Origin of the sequence: Paracoccus litorisediminis (genome assembly GCF_009711205.1) — a bacterium.
GTDB lineage: Bacteria > Pseudomonadota > Alphaproteobacteria > Rhodobacterales > Rhodobacteraceae > Paracoccus > Paracoccus litorisediminis.
Map to the genome: position 1 here is coordinate 38,359 of NZ_WMIG01000008.1, position 14,286 is coordinate 52,644.

The window sequence follows — 14,286 nt, forward strand, 5'->3', positions numbered from 1 at the left end:
TTTCAGCCCTTGATTTCGACCCCATGCTTGGCCGCGGCCTGCAGGACTTGCGCCACGATCCGTTCGGCGATGTCCTGTGCCTCGCTGCCAAGTGCGTCGGCCTCTTCGGCCGTGAACTTGTCGCCCTTTGCTTCGCGGTCGCGGGTCTCGGTGACCAGCGCGATCAGCTCATCGAAGCCTTTGGTGATCGAGCCGTCCAGCGCGGCGTCGTCGGTCGAAACCACCGGCGAGATCGCCTGATTGTACATCCGCTGGCAACCGCCCATGATCCCCAGAACGTCGATCAGACGGCTGCGCGCGATAAAGGCTTCGCCCTCGCCGCCAAGGAATTGCGATTCCTTCCATTCACCAAAATAGTCGCCGACGGTCGGCGTCATGGTGACAACGGCGGTAAAGGCGTCGTCGCGGTTGGGTTCCCACGCCGCCATGTCGGTTTCCAGCGCCTTGGACCATTCAACCATGCCCTGGGCCGCACCAAGCGCCAGATTGGCGTCGAACAGCAGCTCTCCCGGCCCGATCTGGCCGTCGCCATTCAGGTCGGCGTCCAGCTTGACATGTTCCTTGTCGGTTCCCCACAGCAGCGGCTCGGTGATCGAATGGAACAGGCTGCCCGGACGTTTCAGCACGGTGCCGTCGGGCAGGGTCAGGTCGTATTCGGCCACGTCCTCTTCCTCGGTCCCCGGATTGCCGGCATCAAGGATCAGGTCGTATTTCGCGGTCGAGGGAATGCCCGCGACAATGCCTTCGATGGTTTCGTATTCATTCGAGGCCGCCAGCCACTGGTCGCGCATCGCCGTCACGGCCTCGGCCAGTTTCGGGCCTTCGGCTTCCCATGCGGCCTTGTAGTCGCCGCCATGCGCGGCGATCAGCGCGGCATAGGCCTCGGCCGAGCCCTGCATCTTCTGCGCATTGGCGACCAGCGCCGCGTTATGTTCCAGCGTGAAGGCCTTGACCTGTGCCAACCCCTCGCTTTCGGTTGCGGCAAAGCCGGGCTGGGCTGCCAGCAAAAGGACGGGGGTCAGGCAAAGCAAGGTGCGGCGCATGGTCGAGGGCTCCTGTCTCGAACGTCTCCGCGGAGCATTGTCCGCGGAAAGGACTCACTGGGACTCTCTTATAACCCGACCATTTTTGTTGCAATTGGAATGCGCAGTCGCGGAATGCAGATCGGCCGGGCATCGCTGCCCGGCCGTTTTTTCGGTTCAGACCGAGAGGCACATGTACTTGATCTCAAGATAGTCATCGAGACCGTAATGGCTGCCTTCGCGGCCAAGGCCGGATTGCTTGACGCCGCCGAAAGGCGCGACCTCGGTCGAGATCAGGCCGGTATTGACGCCGACCATGCCGGTTTCCAAGGCCTCGGCCACGCGCCAGACGCGCGACAGGTCACGGGCGTAGAAATAGCCCGCAAGGCCGAACTCGCTGGCATTGGCCAGTGCGATCGCCTCGTCCTCGGTCTCGAAGCTGTAGATCGGGGCGACGGGACCGAAGGTCTCCTCGCGCGAGATCTTCATCTCGGGCTTCATGCCGGTCAGCACGGTCGGGTGGAAGAAGGTCCCGCCCAGCTCGTGACGCGCGCCGCCAGTCGCCACCGTCGCGCCATTGGCCACAGCGTCGGCGATGTGATCCTCGACCTTGGCCAAGGCCGCAGTGTTGATCAGGGGCCCGACCTGAACCGGATCGGTCAGGCCATTGCCGACCGCCATTGCCGCGACGCGGGCCGCCAGCTTTTCCGCGAAGGCATCGTAAACGCCCGACTGGACATAGATGCGGTTCGCGCAGACGCAGGTCTGGCCGTTATTGCGGAACTTGGCGATCATCGCGCCTTCGACCGCCGCGTCGATATCGGCGTCGTCGAACACGATGAAGGGGGCGTTGCCGCCCAGTTCCAGCGACAGTTTCTTGATCGTCTCGGCACCCTGACGCATCAGGATCTTGCCCACGCGGGTCGAGCCGGTGAACGAGATCTTGGCGACCTTCGGGTTGGCGCAAAGCTCGGCACCCATACCAGCCGCATCAAGACCCGGAACGATGTTCAAGACGCCCGCCGGGATACCCGCACGCTCGGCCAGAACGCCCAGAGCCAGCGCCGAAAGCGGCGTCAGTTCCGAGGGGCGCGCAACCATGGTGCAGCCCGCCGCCAGTGCCGGCGCGATCTTGCGCGCCAGCATGGCATTGGGGAAGTTCCACGGCGTGATTGCACCGACGACGCCCACCGGCTGTTTAAGCACGATGATGCGCTTGTCGGGCATGTGACCCGGAATGGTGTCGCCATAGACGCGCTTGGCCTCTTCAGCGAACCATTCGACATAGGCTGCGCCATAGGCGATCTCGCCCTTGGCCTCGGCCAGCGGCTTGCCCATCTCGGCGGTCAGGATCACGGCCAGATCCTCGACATTCGCGAGGATCAGGTCATGCCAGCGGCGCAGGACCCCTGCACGATCCTTGCCGGTGCGCGCGGCCCAGGGTTTCTGCGCGGCATGGGCCGCGTCGATGGCGGCCGAAAGCTCGGCCACCCCCATATCCGCGACCTGCGCCAGTTCCTCGCCCGTTGCCGGGTTCGTCACGGCAAAGACCTTGTCGCCCTTGAAGCGCGCGCCATTGATATAGGCGCTGCCGGTCAGAAGGCTCGGGTCCTTGAGGTTCAGCATGTGCTTGTTGTCCAGCATCATGCCGCCTTTGCCGCTGCGATGGATTCTTCGAGGATGTCCAGCGCCTCGGCGAAGTGGGCTTCGTCGATGGTCAGCGGTGCGAGGAAGCGGATGACGTTGCCGTTCACGCCGCAGGTCAGCAGGATCAGCTTGCGCGACAGCGCCTCGGTGCGGATGCGGTTGACCAGATCAGCATTCGGGGCCTTGCCGTCGGCAGTGGTGAACTCGGCTGCGACCATGAAGCCCGGACCGCGCACTTCGGCCAGTTCCGGCGTGGTGGCGCGGATCGATTCCAGACGCTGACGCAGGCGCGAGCCCAGCTCATTGGCGCGGTCGCACAGGTTTTCTTCCTCGATCACGTCCAGAACGGCGTGCGCTGCTGCGATGCCCAGCGGGTTGCCGCCATAGGTGCCGCCCAGACCGCCGGGGTTTGCTGCATCCATGATCTCGGCGCGACCGGTGACCGCTGCCAGCGGCAGGCCGCCTGCCAGACCTTTGGCCATGGTGACCAGATCGACATAGATGCCGTGCTGCTCCATTGCGAACAGGGTGCCGGTGCGGGCGAAACCGGTCTGGATTTCGTCGGCGATCATCACGATGCCGTGCTTGTCGCACAGTTCGCGGACGGCGCGGACAAACTCGGTCGGTGCCGGGTTGAAGCCGCCTTCGCCTTGGACCGGTTCAAAGATGATCGCGGCGACACGGGCCGGGTCGAGGTCGGCCTTGAACAGCTTTTCAATGCCGGCCATCGCGTCTTCGGTCGATTGGCCATACAGCGCGATCGGGAAGGGCACGTGGAAGACATCGGGCATCATCGCGCCGAAGCCGGCCTTGTAGGGCTGGACCTTGCCGGTCAGCGACATGCCCATGAAGGTGCGGCCGTGGAAGCCACCGCCAAAGGCGATGACGGCATTACGGCCGGTATGGGCGCGGGCGATCTTGATCGCGTTTTCAACGGCTTCGGCACCGGTGGTGACGAAGGTCGTGCGCTTGTCGAAGTCACCCGGAACCAGCGCGTTCAGGCGCTCGCCAAGGGCGATGTAGTTTTCGTAAGGCAGGACCTGGTGGCAGGTATGGGTGAAGGATTCGAGCTGGGTCTTGACCGCTTCCATGACCTTCGGGTGGCAATGGCCGGTGTTCACCACGGCGATGCCTGCGGCGAAGTCGATATAGCGGGTGCCTTCGACATCCCAGACCTCGGCGTTGCGGGCCTTGGCCGCATAGATTTGGGTCTGCATGCCAACGCCACGGGCGATGGTGGTCTGGCGGCGGGCGGCGATTTCGGCGTTAAGCATGTGATGCCTCCTGAAAGGTCCGGGGCACTGAATCTCGCCCGGTTGTCATCGCAGATGCCCTGTTCAAAATGGTTTTTACAGTCTAATTCTTTCTGAACGCAAAGCGTTGAAATCCATAGCGTCAATGTCAGACTGTTAACGATCATGAACGACCTAAACACCGAGCTGAGCGACCTGCGTCTGGGCGAGCGTTTGCGAATCCTGCGCGAACGCGCGGGCCTGTCGCAGCGCGCGCTGGCCAAGCGCGCCAATGTCACCAATGCGACGATCTCGCTGGTCGAGGCTGACAAGATGAACCCCTCGGTCGGCGCGCTGCGCCGCATCCTTGACGGCATCCCGGTCAGCCTGTCCGAGTTCTTTGCCTTTGAGCCGGAGCCCGAGCAGGTGATTTTCTATCAGGCCAGCGACCTCCCGGAAATCGGCAAAGGGAAACTGTCCCTGAAGCGCATCGGCAACAGCCAGTTTGGCCGCGCCATGACCATCCTGCATGAACGCTACGAGCCGGGCGCGGATACCGGTCGGGTGATGTATCGCCATGAGGGAGAAGAGGGCGGAATTGTGATCTCGGGCCGGATCGAGATCACCGTCGGCGAGGAGCGCCGCATTCTTGGTCCCGGCGACGGCTATTACTTCGACAGCCGCAAGCCGCATCGCTTCCGGCAGGTCGGGCCGGAACCCTGCGTTATCGTCAGCGCCTGCACGCCGCCCACCTTCTGAGAAAGACCTTCTGAAATGAAAAAGGCCGCCTCGCGGCGGCCATTTCATGGTCAGGACAGCGGGAAGCCCAGCTTGCCACACATGGCCAGCCACGGCTTGCGCCAGCCGCCCTTGGCGTCGGCCCCATCCAGCGCGACCATGGTGATCTTGGCGCCGATGGCGCGGAAGGGCTCGGGCGGGATCCAGTTCGGCTCGGTCGCGGCGAATTCCATCCGGGTTTCCGGCAGATCGAGACCCGCCAGTTTCGCCAGACCGACCCGCGCGCCGAAGCGGCTGGCCGAAACGCCAAAGCCGGAATAGCCGCCGGCATAGATCGCCTTGCCGCCGTAATAGCTTTGGAAATGCACCGCCATCCGGGTGGTCAGCGCGATCGGGCCGCTCCACGCATGCGAGAAGCGGATGCCTTCAAGCTGCGGGAAGGTAGTGAAGAAGGCCTCGGCCAGACGACCGTAAGGTGCGGGGGTGCGGTCCAGCCGCGGATCACGCGGGCTGTTCGCGAAATAGCCAAGACGGCCGCCGAACAGGATGCGGTCATCGGGCGTCAGGCGCATGTAGTTCAGCTGGGTGCGGGTGTCATAGACGCCCTGACGGTTGATCCAGCCAATGGCAGCCTTTTGTTCGGCATTCAGCGGCTCGGTCGTCAGGATGCGGTCGCGGACCATGGCGACGCGGGTCTTGATGCGCTTGTGACCTTCGGCGAATGCGTTGGTGCACAGCATCACGCGCGGGGCGCGGACCTCACCGTCACGGGTGCGCACGACCAGCGTGTTGCCCTGATCGTCGATGCCCAGCATCGGCGACAACTCGTGCAGACGGACACCCAGCGCGATGGCCGCGCGACGCAGCCCCCATGCCAGGCGCGCCGGATGCACGATGCCGCTGTTCTTGCGCGACCAGATCGCGCCCTCGAACAGCGGAGAGTTCAGCTGGGCGCGGGTTCCCGCCGCGTCCAGCAGTTCGACATCATGACCATGTTCGCGGTGCAGGTCGTATTCTTCCTGCACGATCGGTACGGCGTCTTTCGACACCGCCACGGTCATTTCGCCGGTCCATTCCAGATTGGCATCGATGCCGTGCTGATCGATGGTGCGGGTGAAGCCGGCCATGTTGTCATGGCCAAGCGCTTCCAGCGCATCCAGATCCTTGGGGAAGATGCGCTGCGCGTTGCCCAGACCATGCATCACCGAGGTCGAGACGATCCCGCCCGGCCGACCCGATGCGCCATGCGCGATGCGGTCGGACTCGATCAGGACCACGTCGCAGGACGGGTCGGTTTCCTTGGCCTGAATCGCGGCCCAAAGGCCGGTGAAGCCACCGCCTACGATCAGCAGATCGGCTTTGGTCGCGCCGATCAGCGGTGCCGCAGGTGCAGGCGCATCCGGGCGGTCCAGCCAGAACGGGAAGAAGGTCGTATCGGCCAGGGCCTTGTCAGCGCGGTTCTGCATCTGCGGGTCTCGGTGCTGTTCTGGGATGGGGCTTTGGATCAGTCCTCGATCAGGACGTAGATCTTGCGCAGGGTTTCCAGCACTTCGAAACGGCCTTCGAAGCCGCTTTTCAGCACGTAGTTGTCGCCGGGGCCGAATTCCTGAACGGTGCCGTCGGCATCGGTGATCGCAACGCGGCCCGACAGGACGGTCGTGTATTCGGTCATGTTCGGATAGGCGAGGATTTCAGCATAGGGGGTGCATTCCCAGGTGCCGATGGTCACTTTGCCTTCGGTCAGGTGCAGCGCGCCTTTTTCGATGGCTTCGCCGGACAGCACGGCTTCTGCCGGGACGACCGAGCAGGATTCCAGAGCTTCGTTCGAAACGCCTTCGCGGTTGATGCGGATAATGTGCGACATGTCTTCCTCTACGTCTTGAAAGTTGCGAGGCGGATAATGGCTAGACAAACGCAGACAAATCCCCGAGTGCCAATCGAAACATTTGACTGGGTGAATGCACCATGAAAATCTCGGGCTCGGACCTGCATCTGTTTCGCGTCTTTGACAGCGTCGTGCGCAACAACGGCCTGTCTGCGGCGCAGGTTGAGCTTTCATTGAGCCAGCCGACGATCTCGAACCACCTGACCGCGCTGGAGCAGCGGTTGGGCGTCAAGCTGTGCGAGCGTGGCAGGCGTGGATTTGCCCTGACCGACAAGGGGCGTGTGGTCCATGAAATCGGGCTGGAGGTGCTGGCCGGGCTGGAAATGCAGTCTCGCCGCCTTAGCCAGTTACGTGGCGCGCTGACCGGGATCGTGCGCATCGGCATTGTCGATTGCGTGGCCTCGGACCCGAACTGCCATTTGTCTGAGGTTCTGGCGCGCATTGCCCGCGATGCACCGATGATCGAGGTCGAGCTGGGCATCATGCGTCCCGGCGATATCAGCGCGGCTTTGGCCAAGAACGAACTGGATATCGGCATCGGCGGTTTCGATTCCCGGTTGGGCGTCCTCAGCTATGCCTCGCTCTATCAAGAGCAGCACCTACTGTATTGCGCCCAGGGTAATCCGCTGTTCAGCGTGCCGGATGCGACGATCGACCGCGACTTGTGCTATGCCCAGCCTTGGGTGCATCGGGGCTATTGGGGCGGGCGCAGGCAGCTGAGCTTCCAGCGTATCGACGCTGACCGCATCGTCTATGACATCGAGGCGCAGTTGATGATGATCCTGTCGGGGGCCTATGTCGGGCTTTTGCCGGTGCATCTGGCGGAAAGCATGCCCTATGCCGCCCGCCTGCGCCGCCTTCCGGTCGAGAATGACGATTACCTTGCCGCGATCGAGCTTGCGACGCGCGGCGGCAGGCTGGCGAAAAGCGTGTCCTATGTCCGCGATCTGTTGGTCGAGGCGCATGGCCAACATTTGCAGCAATCAATCTGAGCGTTGTCGCCAGAATATGTGACGGTCGTGTACCGTCGAATACAGTCCCTCAGCTTTAAGTCCAACAAATGGGGGAAATCATGTATCGGCTAAGCACGGGGATCTCAAACCCTGGCACGCGGAACCTTACGACCGCGCTGATCCATTGCAACCGACAGGTCCGACAGGGGCAATCATGATCGGACGGCTGGATTCAGTTTTCGGGCACGCGGCCCATGCCAATCAATCCGCGAAGAAGAATGGCCTTGGCGGGTTGAACCCCGACGGGTGGCTTGCCCAGACGATGGCCGGCTTCGTCGGCTCGATCGCCTTGTCGCCGCTGATGCTGCTGCCGGTGCTGGTCTATGCCTATGACGAGCATCTGGGCTTTGGCCCCGACATGGCGGGCCGGATCTCCTCGGCGGCGTTGATCGGTCTGGCGCTGGCGACGGTCCTTGTCTCGCTGCGCACCAAGCATTGGTCGATGACGCGGGTTTCGGTCGTGGGCATGATCATCATGCTGGTCTTCACCGCGCTGACGCTGGTGATGCATGACGCCAAGACCTTCTTTGTCCTGACGCTTCTGGCCGGTTTCGGTGGCGGTCTGACGCAGGCGGCCGTTGCCGCCGCGCTGTCGCGCACCAAGAATGCCGAACGTGCCTTTGCCATCTTCACCTGTTTCCAGTTCGTCTATCCGGGCCTTGGCGCCTATTTCTTCCCGCGGATTCTGGACAGCTCGGACATGGGCTTCAACCTGATGCAGTCGGGTCAGCTGGTGCTGATCGCCGCCGCACTGGTGCTGGCCCCGGTCATGGGCGCGTTCCGGCTGCGCTCGGATCTGCGCGATGCGGATGACGTGGGTGCCAACAAGGACCAGATGGAATGGGCTTTGCTGCTGCGCGGTCCCGCCATCCTGTCGATCATCGGCATCATGATCTACGGCGCCTCGAACGGCGCGATCTGGGCCTATTCCGAGGGCATCGGTCGCCTGTCCGGCCTTGATGTGCTGGCCATCGGCGACATCATTGCCTACGCCAATATCGTCGCGGGGCTTGCTGCGCTTGGCGTGGCGTGGCTGGGCAATCGGCTGGGCCATTTCATCCCGCTGATCGGCGGCATTTTGGGCCAGCTTCTGTCGATGTATGTCTACATGGCCTTCCCGACCGAGGCTGGATACATCGCGGGCACGCTGATCTTCTGCGTCTCCTGGGCGATTGTTTTCCCCTATTTCCTCAGCATCCAGTCGGATCTGGACCATTCCGGCACGGTTGTGGCCTTTGGCCAGTTCACCAATCTGGTCGGCACGGCCTTTGGCCCGGCGCTGGCCGCCGCCTATGTCGGGCAAGAGGGTGACTTCGCCGCCGCGATCTGGATTTCCGAAGTGATGACTGTGATGGCGTTGGTGCCGATGGTGCTGATCCCGATCCTGTATCGCAAGAAACTGGCCTTGCACTGAATCGATCGGGCCGCAGGAAGCTGCGGCCCTTTTTCCTATCGGCGTCGCCGTCCCGCGCGCCACAGTGCCAGCCCTGCGACCAGCGCCACGCCCCCAATCATCACGTGGCGCGAGGTCAACCCCAGCCGGGCCTGCGCGCTGCGCCTGTAGCGCGGGTCAAAGAACCGCGTATCGGCCAGCCAACCCCCGATCAGGCTTTCCCGCCGCAACGGCATCGGTCGCAGGCCTCGCCCCTCGGGCCGGTTCAGCCGCTCGATGGTCGCGATGACGCCACCACCTTCGCCAAGGGCTTGAGCGACCTGATCCGGGCTGCGGTTCAGATGTTCGGCCAGCAGGCGTTCGCGGATGGTGGTGATATGGTCGCGGGTCTTGGGATCATTTCCGATCAGCGCCACATCGCATTCCGTATCGAAACCCATCGAGCGGCGGTCGATATTGCTTGAACCCACGCGCAGCAGTTGATCGTCGATTATGCTGATCTTGGCATGGACATAGATCGGCTCTCCCGCGTCGTTCACCGGGTGGAACATGCGGAAGCGGCCATGAGGATCGTTCTGCCGCAGCAGCCGCACCATGCGTGAGCGGGTCACATGCATCGCCTGATCCTCAAGCATGTTTTGGGCCGCCAAGGGGTTGATGACGACGACTTCGGGTCCGTCAGGTTCGGCCAGACGCCGCAGCAGGGCACGGGTGATGCTGTCGGCGCAGAAATATTGCGACTCCAGATAGATGCAGTGCCGTGCGCGGGCAATGCTGTCCAGATAAAGCTGCTCAATCTCGGCGATGGCGGGGCGGTCGTGACCGGGCGGTTCGGTGCGGGCAAGGGCCAGATCGACATCCTGTAGCGCGGGAACGACGCTTTCAGGCCAAAGTGCATCGCCGGGGCGGAAATCTTCGGGCAGATCGCCGTCATTGGCGCGTGCCCAGCGGGCGCGGGCAAGCTCGCTCAGCGCCGCCGCAGCCGGACCGCTGAACACGGCTGACGCGTCGTGCCATGGTTGGCCGGGCTCGCCCGTCCGCAGCATCCGCCGGGGATCGTCGCTGCGATGTTCGGGCCGGTCCCAGCGGCCGTCGGTCATGTCGATGCCACCGCAAAAGGCCAGTGAATCGTCGATGACCACGATCTTCTGATGATGGCAGGCGCCGATCGGGTGGCGACCGTCAAAGGCCAGATGCACCTGCTTAGGCGCCAACAGCTTGATCTGCGCGGCCGGGATCACCCCTCCCGGAGCGATCAGCGCCCCGCCGCTCCATTTCAGCAGGTAGATGTCCAGATCCGGGCGCCGGTCGACAAGCGCCTCAAGAAAGGGACCGACACGGTTGGGAAATCCGTCGGGACCAAGGCCATCCGCATCGCTTTCGCCGGGCAGCATCTCGATCTCGAAATCGAAATCCCAGCCGACCATGATGGCGCAGCGCCGGGCCAGCAGCAGCGATTCCCGTAAGGCGCGGAAATAGTCCTGGCCATCGATGATGAAGGAAAACCGGCTGGCGCGTTCGACACGCCAGCAGTTGCGATCGGGCTCAAGACCCGGATATTCGGCAGTAGACATTCCGGGCATCGCGCGACCTTTCATGGCCTGACGAAACCCGGAACTAGCCGCTGCGGTTCCGGTCCGCGTGCCTCAGTTCGCGGTGGGCGCGGTGGCTTCGACCACGCCTGCATCCGGGCGAATGCGGTCGAATTGGGCCGGATGGACCTGACCCAGCCACGTCTCGGTCAGGGGTTGGCCGTCGCGCGCCAGATAGGCGCGGATATCGGCGGTATCGACCCCCTCGGCGGCGATGTCGAAGATCAGCCGCCAGCGCTTGGTGCCGACCACTGGCAGGGCATAGGATTGCACGATGGTCACACCCTCAGGGACCGAAACCATCGGCGAGACCCCATCCCGCTGGCCCAGTTCACCGATATTGCCGCCCTCGAAGTCGATCGCGACTTTCAGATGGCCCTTGGGACGGGGATGGCCGGGGATGCCCCCCGCGCCAATCCGGGTCGAGACGGTCCGGGCCAGCGGCTGGCTGACGGGCGCGTCCTCTTTCCAGGTCAGGTTGTAGTCGAAATCCATCTCCTGTCCGGCCTGCGGCTTTTCGGCCGGGTTCCAGAAGGTGACGACGTTATCGTAGATCTCATCATCGGTGGGGATCTCGACCAGCTGGACCTGACCCTTGCCCCAATCGCCCTTGGGCTCGATCCAGACCGAGGCGCGCTTGTCATAGAAGACGCCGTCATCCTCGTAATTCTCGAAGCGGCGGTCGCGCTGCAGCAGGCCAAAGCCCTTGGGGTTCTCGGTCATGAAACTTGAGGTGACGACGCGGGGCGGGTTCATCAGCGGCCGCCAGACCACTTCGCCATTGCCCATGACCATCATCAGCCCGTCGGCGTCATGCACCTCGGGGCGCCAGTCAAAGGCCAGAACGCGGTTGGTTTCCGAATACCAGAACATCGAGGTCAGCGGGCCGATCCCCAGCCGCTCGACGGCATTGCGGAAGAACAGCCGGGACGAGATCTCCATCTTCTGGCCTTCGCCCGGCGCGCCATTGGTGATGTCCATGCGATAGGCGCCCGCGACCGAGGGGCTGTCGAGCAATGCGTAGATGGTCACATCGGCGTCGCCGGATTTCGGCTTCTCAAGGTAGAATTCCTTGAAGATCGGGAACTCCTCGGGCTCGGACATGCCGGAATTGATCGCAAGGCCGCGCGCCGACATCCCGTACTGACCGCTTGGTCCCGAGGTGCGGAAATAGGACGCGCCAAGGAAGCTGATCCAGTCCGTCTGCATGTCACGGTTCATCAGACGGAAACCGGCAAAGCCGGTGCCTTGGGTCAGCGCCTTGGCCGGGCTGTCGGCGGGAATGTCGAAGAAGCGGGGATCATAGGTGATCTCGCGCGATTTGCCGTTCTCGACGATGCCGATCTTGACCGGATTGCGGAAATAGGTCCCCAGATGGAAGAACTGCAGCGGCACATCGCCGACCTTGACGGTGGTCTCGGGCCGGAAGCGGATCCTCCAATGGGCGTCATAGTCGATTTTTTCCAGCACGTCGGGCTGGGCGACCACTGGCGGCTGATAGGGGCTGGCAGCCATATCCTTGGCGCGCTGGGTCAGCGAGGCAAAATCGAAGGGCTGCGACTGGCCCAATTCGGCGCTGAATGAGGGTTCATCGGCCAGAACCGTTCCGCCCGCGACAGGAAGCAGGGGTTGGCACAGCAGCAGGCCAAGGGCCGCAGCGCAGGTCAGGGCGGGTCTGCGAATTCGCAAGGTCGAAACTCCGTTCAGCGTAACGCGGCGCATATTGCCGTGTCAGGGCTTCTCGCGCCATCTTTATGTTGAGTCATCGAAATCATTGATGGATTCGGGAAATCCACTAGGCTGGCCGCCATGAACGATCCGATTCCGACGCCCGCCTATTTTGTTGATTCCGACTCCGGCGATGGTCCCGCCGCCCCGATCCTGCGTCCCGAGGATTGGCTGGCCGCGCAGCGTGACCAGTCCGGCCTGTTGGCGCGCGCCGCCGCCGCGACCGGACGGCTGGACGCGATGCTGGCCGAGATGTCCCCCGACGCGTGCAAGGGCGCGATCCGCCGTCTGGCCCTGATCGAGGTCGAATCGATGCTATGGGCGCAGGGCACGCCCCTGCAGCGCGAGGAAATCGGGCGCGAGCTGATGGATGCCCGTGCCGGGACCGATCTGGACGCGATGCGTCTGGCGCGCTGGGGCCTGCGCCGCCTTGAGGGGCAGGGAGCGCTGCCGGACCTGCGCGGGTTTCTGGGGCTGCACCGGCAGGAAGGCTCGGCCCTGGCCGAGCCATTGGCCCAGCGTCCGGTCGGCACCGCATTCGACGAAGGCGCGGCGGAATATCTGGCGGGTCACGCGGCGATGGCCGAGGTCGAACCTGTTGCCCGCGCGCCGGGTCTGCGCGCGGCGTGGCGCATTGCCGAACTTTCCGCCCCCGAATGCCTGACCGAGCCCGCCTGCTGGACCGGGCGCGACATGGCCGAGGGTTGCGAGGTGCTGAAGTTCGTCCCACTCGGGCGCGGTGGTCGCCGGGTCTGGGTCGATGGCGGCCCCCCGGTCGAGCGGATGCGCCGCCATCTGGAAGCCGTCCTGCAAGGCACGACCGAGGCACGCCGCGAACTCAGGCGGATCCTTGACTGGGCCGTGCGCGCACGCGACGCCACCGCCCCGATCAAGGGCGACAACCCGGCGCGGGTGATCGATGTTCTTGCCGCCCATCCGCTGATGACGACGGCCATGGTCGAGACTTCGACCGGCATCAGCCGCGATACCGCCGAACGGCTGCTGGCGCGGATGCATGCCATGGGCCTTGTCCGAGAGATTACCGGCGCGCGGCGCTATCGCCTTTGGGCCGCAGGCGGCTAGGCCGCGTCGCGGATCACGTCCAGAAACAGTGAGCGGATGGTATAGTCGCGGCAATCCAGCGCGACCTCGGTGCGGCTGTCGCCCGCAGCGCGCAGGGTCTGGCCAAGCTGCTCGCCTTCGGTCACGCAGGCAAGAGCGGTGCGCTCGACCGTGAACCATTCGGGATGCAGGCAGGCGATCACGGCCATCGGGTCATGCAGTGCACAGCCCTCTTTGCCGACCGAGCGGTAGAAATCCAGATACAGACCCGCCATCCCGTCCAGCAGCCCGCCATCATGCGGCGCGGCCTCGGCCAGCGCGCGGAAATCCTTAGCCTCCAGCGTGACCTGCATGGTCACATCCAGCCCGATCATCAGGATCTCGGCCCCCGAGTTCAGCACGATCTCAAGCGCATGGGGGTCGTGGAAGGTGTTGGCCTCGGCATAGGGGGTGATATTGCCCGGCGTGTCCAATGCGCCGCCCATGACGACGATGCGGGCGATGTTGCGGGCGAAATCCGGGTCCAGCCGGATTGCCTCGGCGACGTTGGTGATCGGACCGATCGGGCAAAGTGTGATCTGACCGGGATTTTCACGCGCCAGCCGGGTCATGAACGCGGCGGCGGATTCCGTGACCGCCTGCAGGGTCGGGGCTGTGGGCGGCAGATGGCCAAAACCCTCGGCGCCGTGGATATGGGCGGGAAAGTCGAAGGGCGGCAGGACCAGCGGTTGCGCCGCGCCCTGCGCCACCGGGACGTTCAGATCGCAATGCTCGACCAGCGCCAGTGCATTGCGGGTTGCGGTTTCCACCGGGACATTGCCGAAAACCGTGGTCAGGCCGACCAGCTCGATCCCCGGATGGCGGGCGGCAAAGATGATCGCCATGGCGTCGTCGATGCCGGGGTCGGTGTCGATCAGAAGTTTCATCGGGTCATCCCTGCTGGTGAAGCGCCGGTTTAGCCCGTGGAGATTACG

At 63.9% G+C, this 14,286-nt stretch carries 12 protein-coding genes; 4 read left to right on the plus strand and 8 right to left on the minus strand.

The annotated features are described in order from the left end of the window. Positions 1–2: 2 nt before the first annotated feature. From GL300_RS14705 to GL300_RS14715, 3 genes are all read right to left on the minus strand, one after another. The gene (locus GL300_RS14705; RefSeq protein WP_155040412.1) at positions 3–1,043 is read right to left on the minus strand and encodes an imelysin family protein; all 1,041 of its coding nucleotides are present in this window, start codon (positions 1,041–1,043) and stop codon (positions 3–5) included. 156 nt (positions 1,044–1,199) lie between these two features. Next, positions 1,200–2,666, minus strand: coding sequence for an NAD-dependent succinate-semialdehyde dehydrogenase (locus tag GL300_RS14710; protein ID WP_246195194.1), 1,467 nt, complete (start codon positions 2,664–2,666; stop codon positions 1,200–1,202). Further along, complete coding sequence (locus GL300_RS14715; RefSeq protein ID WP_155040413.1) at positions 2,666–3,943, minus strand: 4-aminobutyrate--2-oxoglutarate transaminase; 1,278 nt, start codon at positions 3,941–3,943, stop codon at positions 2,666–2,668. The genes GL300_RS14710 and GL300_RS14715 overlap by 1 nt, the downstream gene beginning before the upstream one ends. Before the next feature lie 144 nt (positions 3,944–4,087). Here GL300_RS14715 and GL300_RS14720 point away from each other — a divergent pair, with 144 nt between their 5' ends. Beyond that, a complete protein-coding gene (locus GL300_RS14720; RefSeq protein WP_155040414.1) occupies positions 4,088–4,660 on the plus strand; it encodes a cupin domain-containing protein in 573 nt (190 codons plus the stop codon). 50 nt (positions 4,661–4,710) lie between these two features. Here GL300_RS14720 and GL300_RS14725 read toward each other — a convergent pair whose 3' ends face one another. Together GL300_RS14725 and GL300_RS26190 are read right to left on the minus strand one after the other, a co-directional pair. Continuing rightward, positions 4,711–6,105 (minus strand): NAD(P)/FAD-dependent oxidoreductase, encoded by a 1,395-nt coding sequence (locus tag GL300_RS14725; RefSeq protein WP_155040415.1) that lies wholly within the window; start codon positions 6,103–6,105, stop codon positions 4,711–4,713. A gap of 38 nt (positions 6,106–6,143) precedes the next feature. Further along, a complete protein-coding gene (locus GL300_RS26190) occupies positions 6,144–6,503 on the minus strand; it encodes a cupin domain-containing protein (protein WP_170297680.1) in 360 nt (119 codons plus the stop codon). 101 nt (positions 6,504–6,604) lie between these two features. Here GL300_RS26190 and GL300_RS14735 point away from each other — a divergent pair, with 101 nt between their 5' ends. Beyond that, on the plus strand, positions 6,605–7,516 hold the full coding sequence (locus GL300_RS14735) for a LysR family transcriptional regulator (RefSeq protein WP_155040417.1): 912 nt from the start codon (positions 6,605–6,607) through the stop codon (positions 7,514–7,516). Between the two features lie 175 nt (positions 7,517–7,691). Continuing rightward, positions 7,692–8,951, plus strand: coding sequence for an MFS transporter (locus tag GL300_RS14740; RefSeq protein ID WP_155040418.1), 1,260 nt, complete (start codon positions 7,692–7,694; stop codon positions 8,949–8,951). Between the two features lie 35 nt (positions 8,952–8,986). Here the strand turns inward: GL300_RS14740 and GL300_RS14745 are convergent, their stop codons facing one another. Then, positions 8,987–10,513: a phospholipase D-like domain-containing protein gene (locus GL300_RS14745; protein ID WP_246195195.1), complete on the minus strand. Its 1,527-nt coding sequence runs from the start codon at positions 10,511–10,513 to the stop codon at positions 8,987–8,989. Positions 10,514–10,576: 63 nt separating this feature from the next. Beyond that, the gene (locus GL300_RS14750; RefSeq protein WP_246195196.1) at positions 10,577–12,211 is read right to left on the minus strand and encodes an OpgD/OpgG family glucan biosynthesis protein; all 1,635 of its coding nucleotides are present in this window, start codon (positions 12,209–12,211) and stop codon (positions 10,577–10,579) included. Positions 12,212–12,331: 120 nt separating this feature from the next. On the opposite strand from GL300_RS14750, the gene GL300_RS14755 reads away from it, so the two are divergent. Next, positions 12,332–13,333: a MarR family transcriptional regulator gene (locus GL300_RS14755; RefSeq protein ID WP_155040421.1), complete on the plus strand. Its 1,002-nt coding sequence runs from the start codon at positions 12,332–12,334 to the stop codon at positions 13,331–13,333. On the opposite strand, the gene GL300_RS14760 is transcribed toward GL300_RS14755, so the two are convergent. Then, positions 13,330–14,238 carry a nucleoside hydrolase gene (locus tag GL300_RS14760; RefSeq protein ID WP_155040422.1) on the minus strand — a complete coding sequence of 303 codons (909 nt, stop codon included), beginning with the start codon at positions 14,236–14,238 and terminating at the stop codon, positions 13,330–13,332. The genes GL300_RS14755 and GL300_RS14760 overlap by 4 nt on opposite strands. Positions 14,239–14,286 lie beyond the last annotated feature (48 nt).

Bases quoted from the DNA above. Each gene is read 5' to 3' on its own strand.
- GL300_RS14705 (WP_155040412.1), bottom strand. From the start codon at position 1,043: ATGCGCCGCACCTTGCTTTGCCTGACCCCCGTCCTTTTGCTGGCAGCC.
- GL300_RS14710 (WP_246195194.1), bottom strand. From the start codon at position 2,666: ATGCTGGACAACAAGCACATGCTGAACCTCAAGGACCCGAGCCTTCTG.
- GL300_RS14715 (WP_155040413.1), bottom strand. From the start codon at position 3,943: ATGCTTAACGCCGAAATCGCCGCCCGCCGCCAGACCACCATCGCCCGT.
- GL300_RS14720 (WP_155040414.1), top strand. From the start codon at position 4,088: ATGAACGACCTAAACACCGAGCTGAGCGACCTGCGTCTGGGCGAGCGT.
- GL300_RS14725 (WP_155040415.1), bottom strand. From the start codon at position 6,105: ATGCAGAACCGCGCTGACAAGGCCCTGGCCGATACGACCTTCTTCCCG.
- GL300_RS26190 (WP_170297680.1), bottom strand. From the start codon at position 6,503: ATGTCGCACATTATCCGCATCAACCGCGAAGGCGTTTCGAACGAAGCT.
- GL300_RS14735 (WP_155040417.1), top strand. From the start codon at position 6,605: ATGAAAATCTCGGGCTCGGACCTGCATCTGTTTCGCGTCTTTGACAGC.
- GL300_RS14740 (WP_155040418.1), top strand. From the start codon at position 7,692: ATGATCGGACGGCTGGATTCAGTTTTCGGGCACGCGGCCCATGCCAAT.
- GL300_RS14745 (WP_246195195.1), bottom strand. From the start codon at position 10,513: ATGCCCGGAATGTCTACTGCCGAATATCCGGGTCTTGAGCCCGATCGC.
- GL300_RS14755 (WP_155040421.1), top strand. From the start codon at position 12,332: ATGAACGATCCGATTCCGACGCCCGCCTATTTTGTTGATTCCGACTCC.
- GL300_RS14760 (WP_155040422.1), bottom strand. From the start codon at position 14,238: ATGAAACTTCTGATCGACACCGACCCCGGCATCGACGACGCCATGGCG.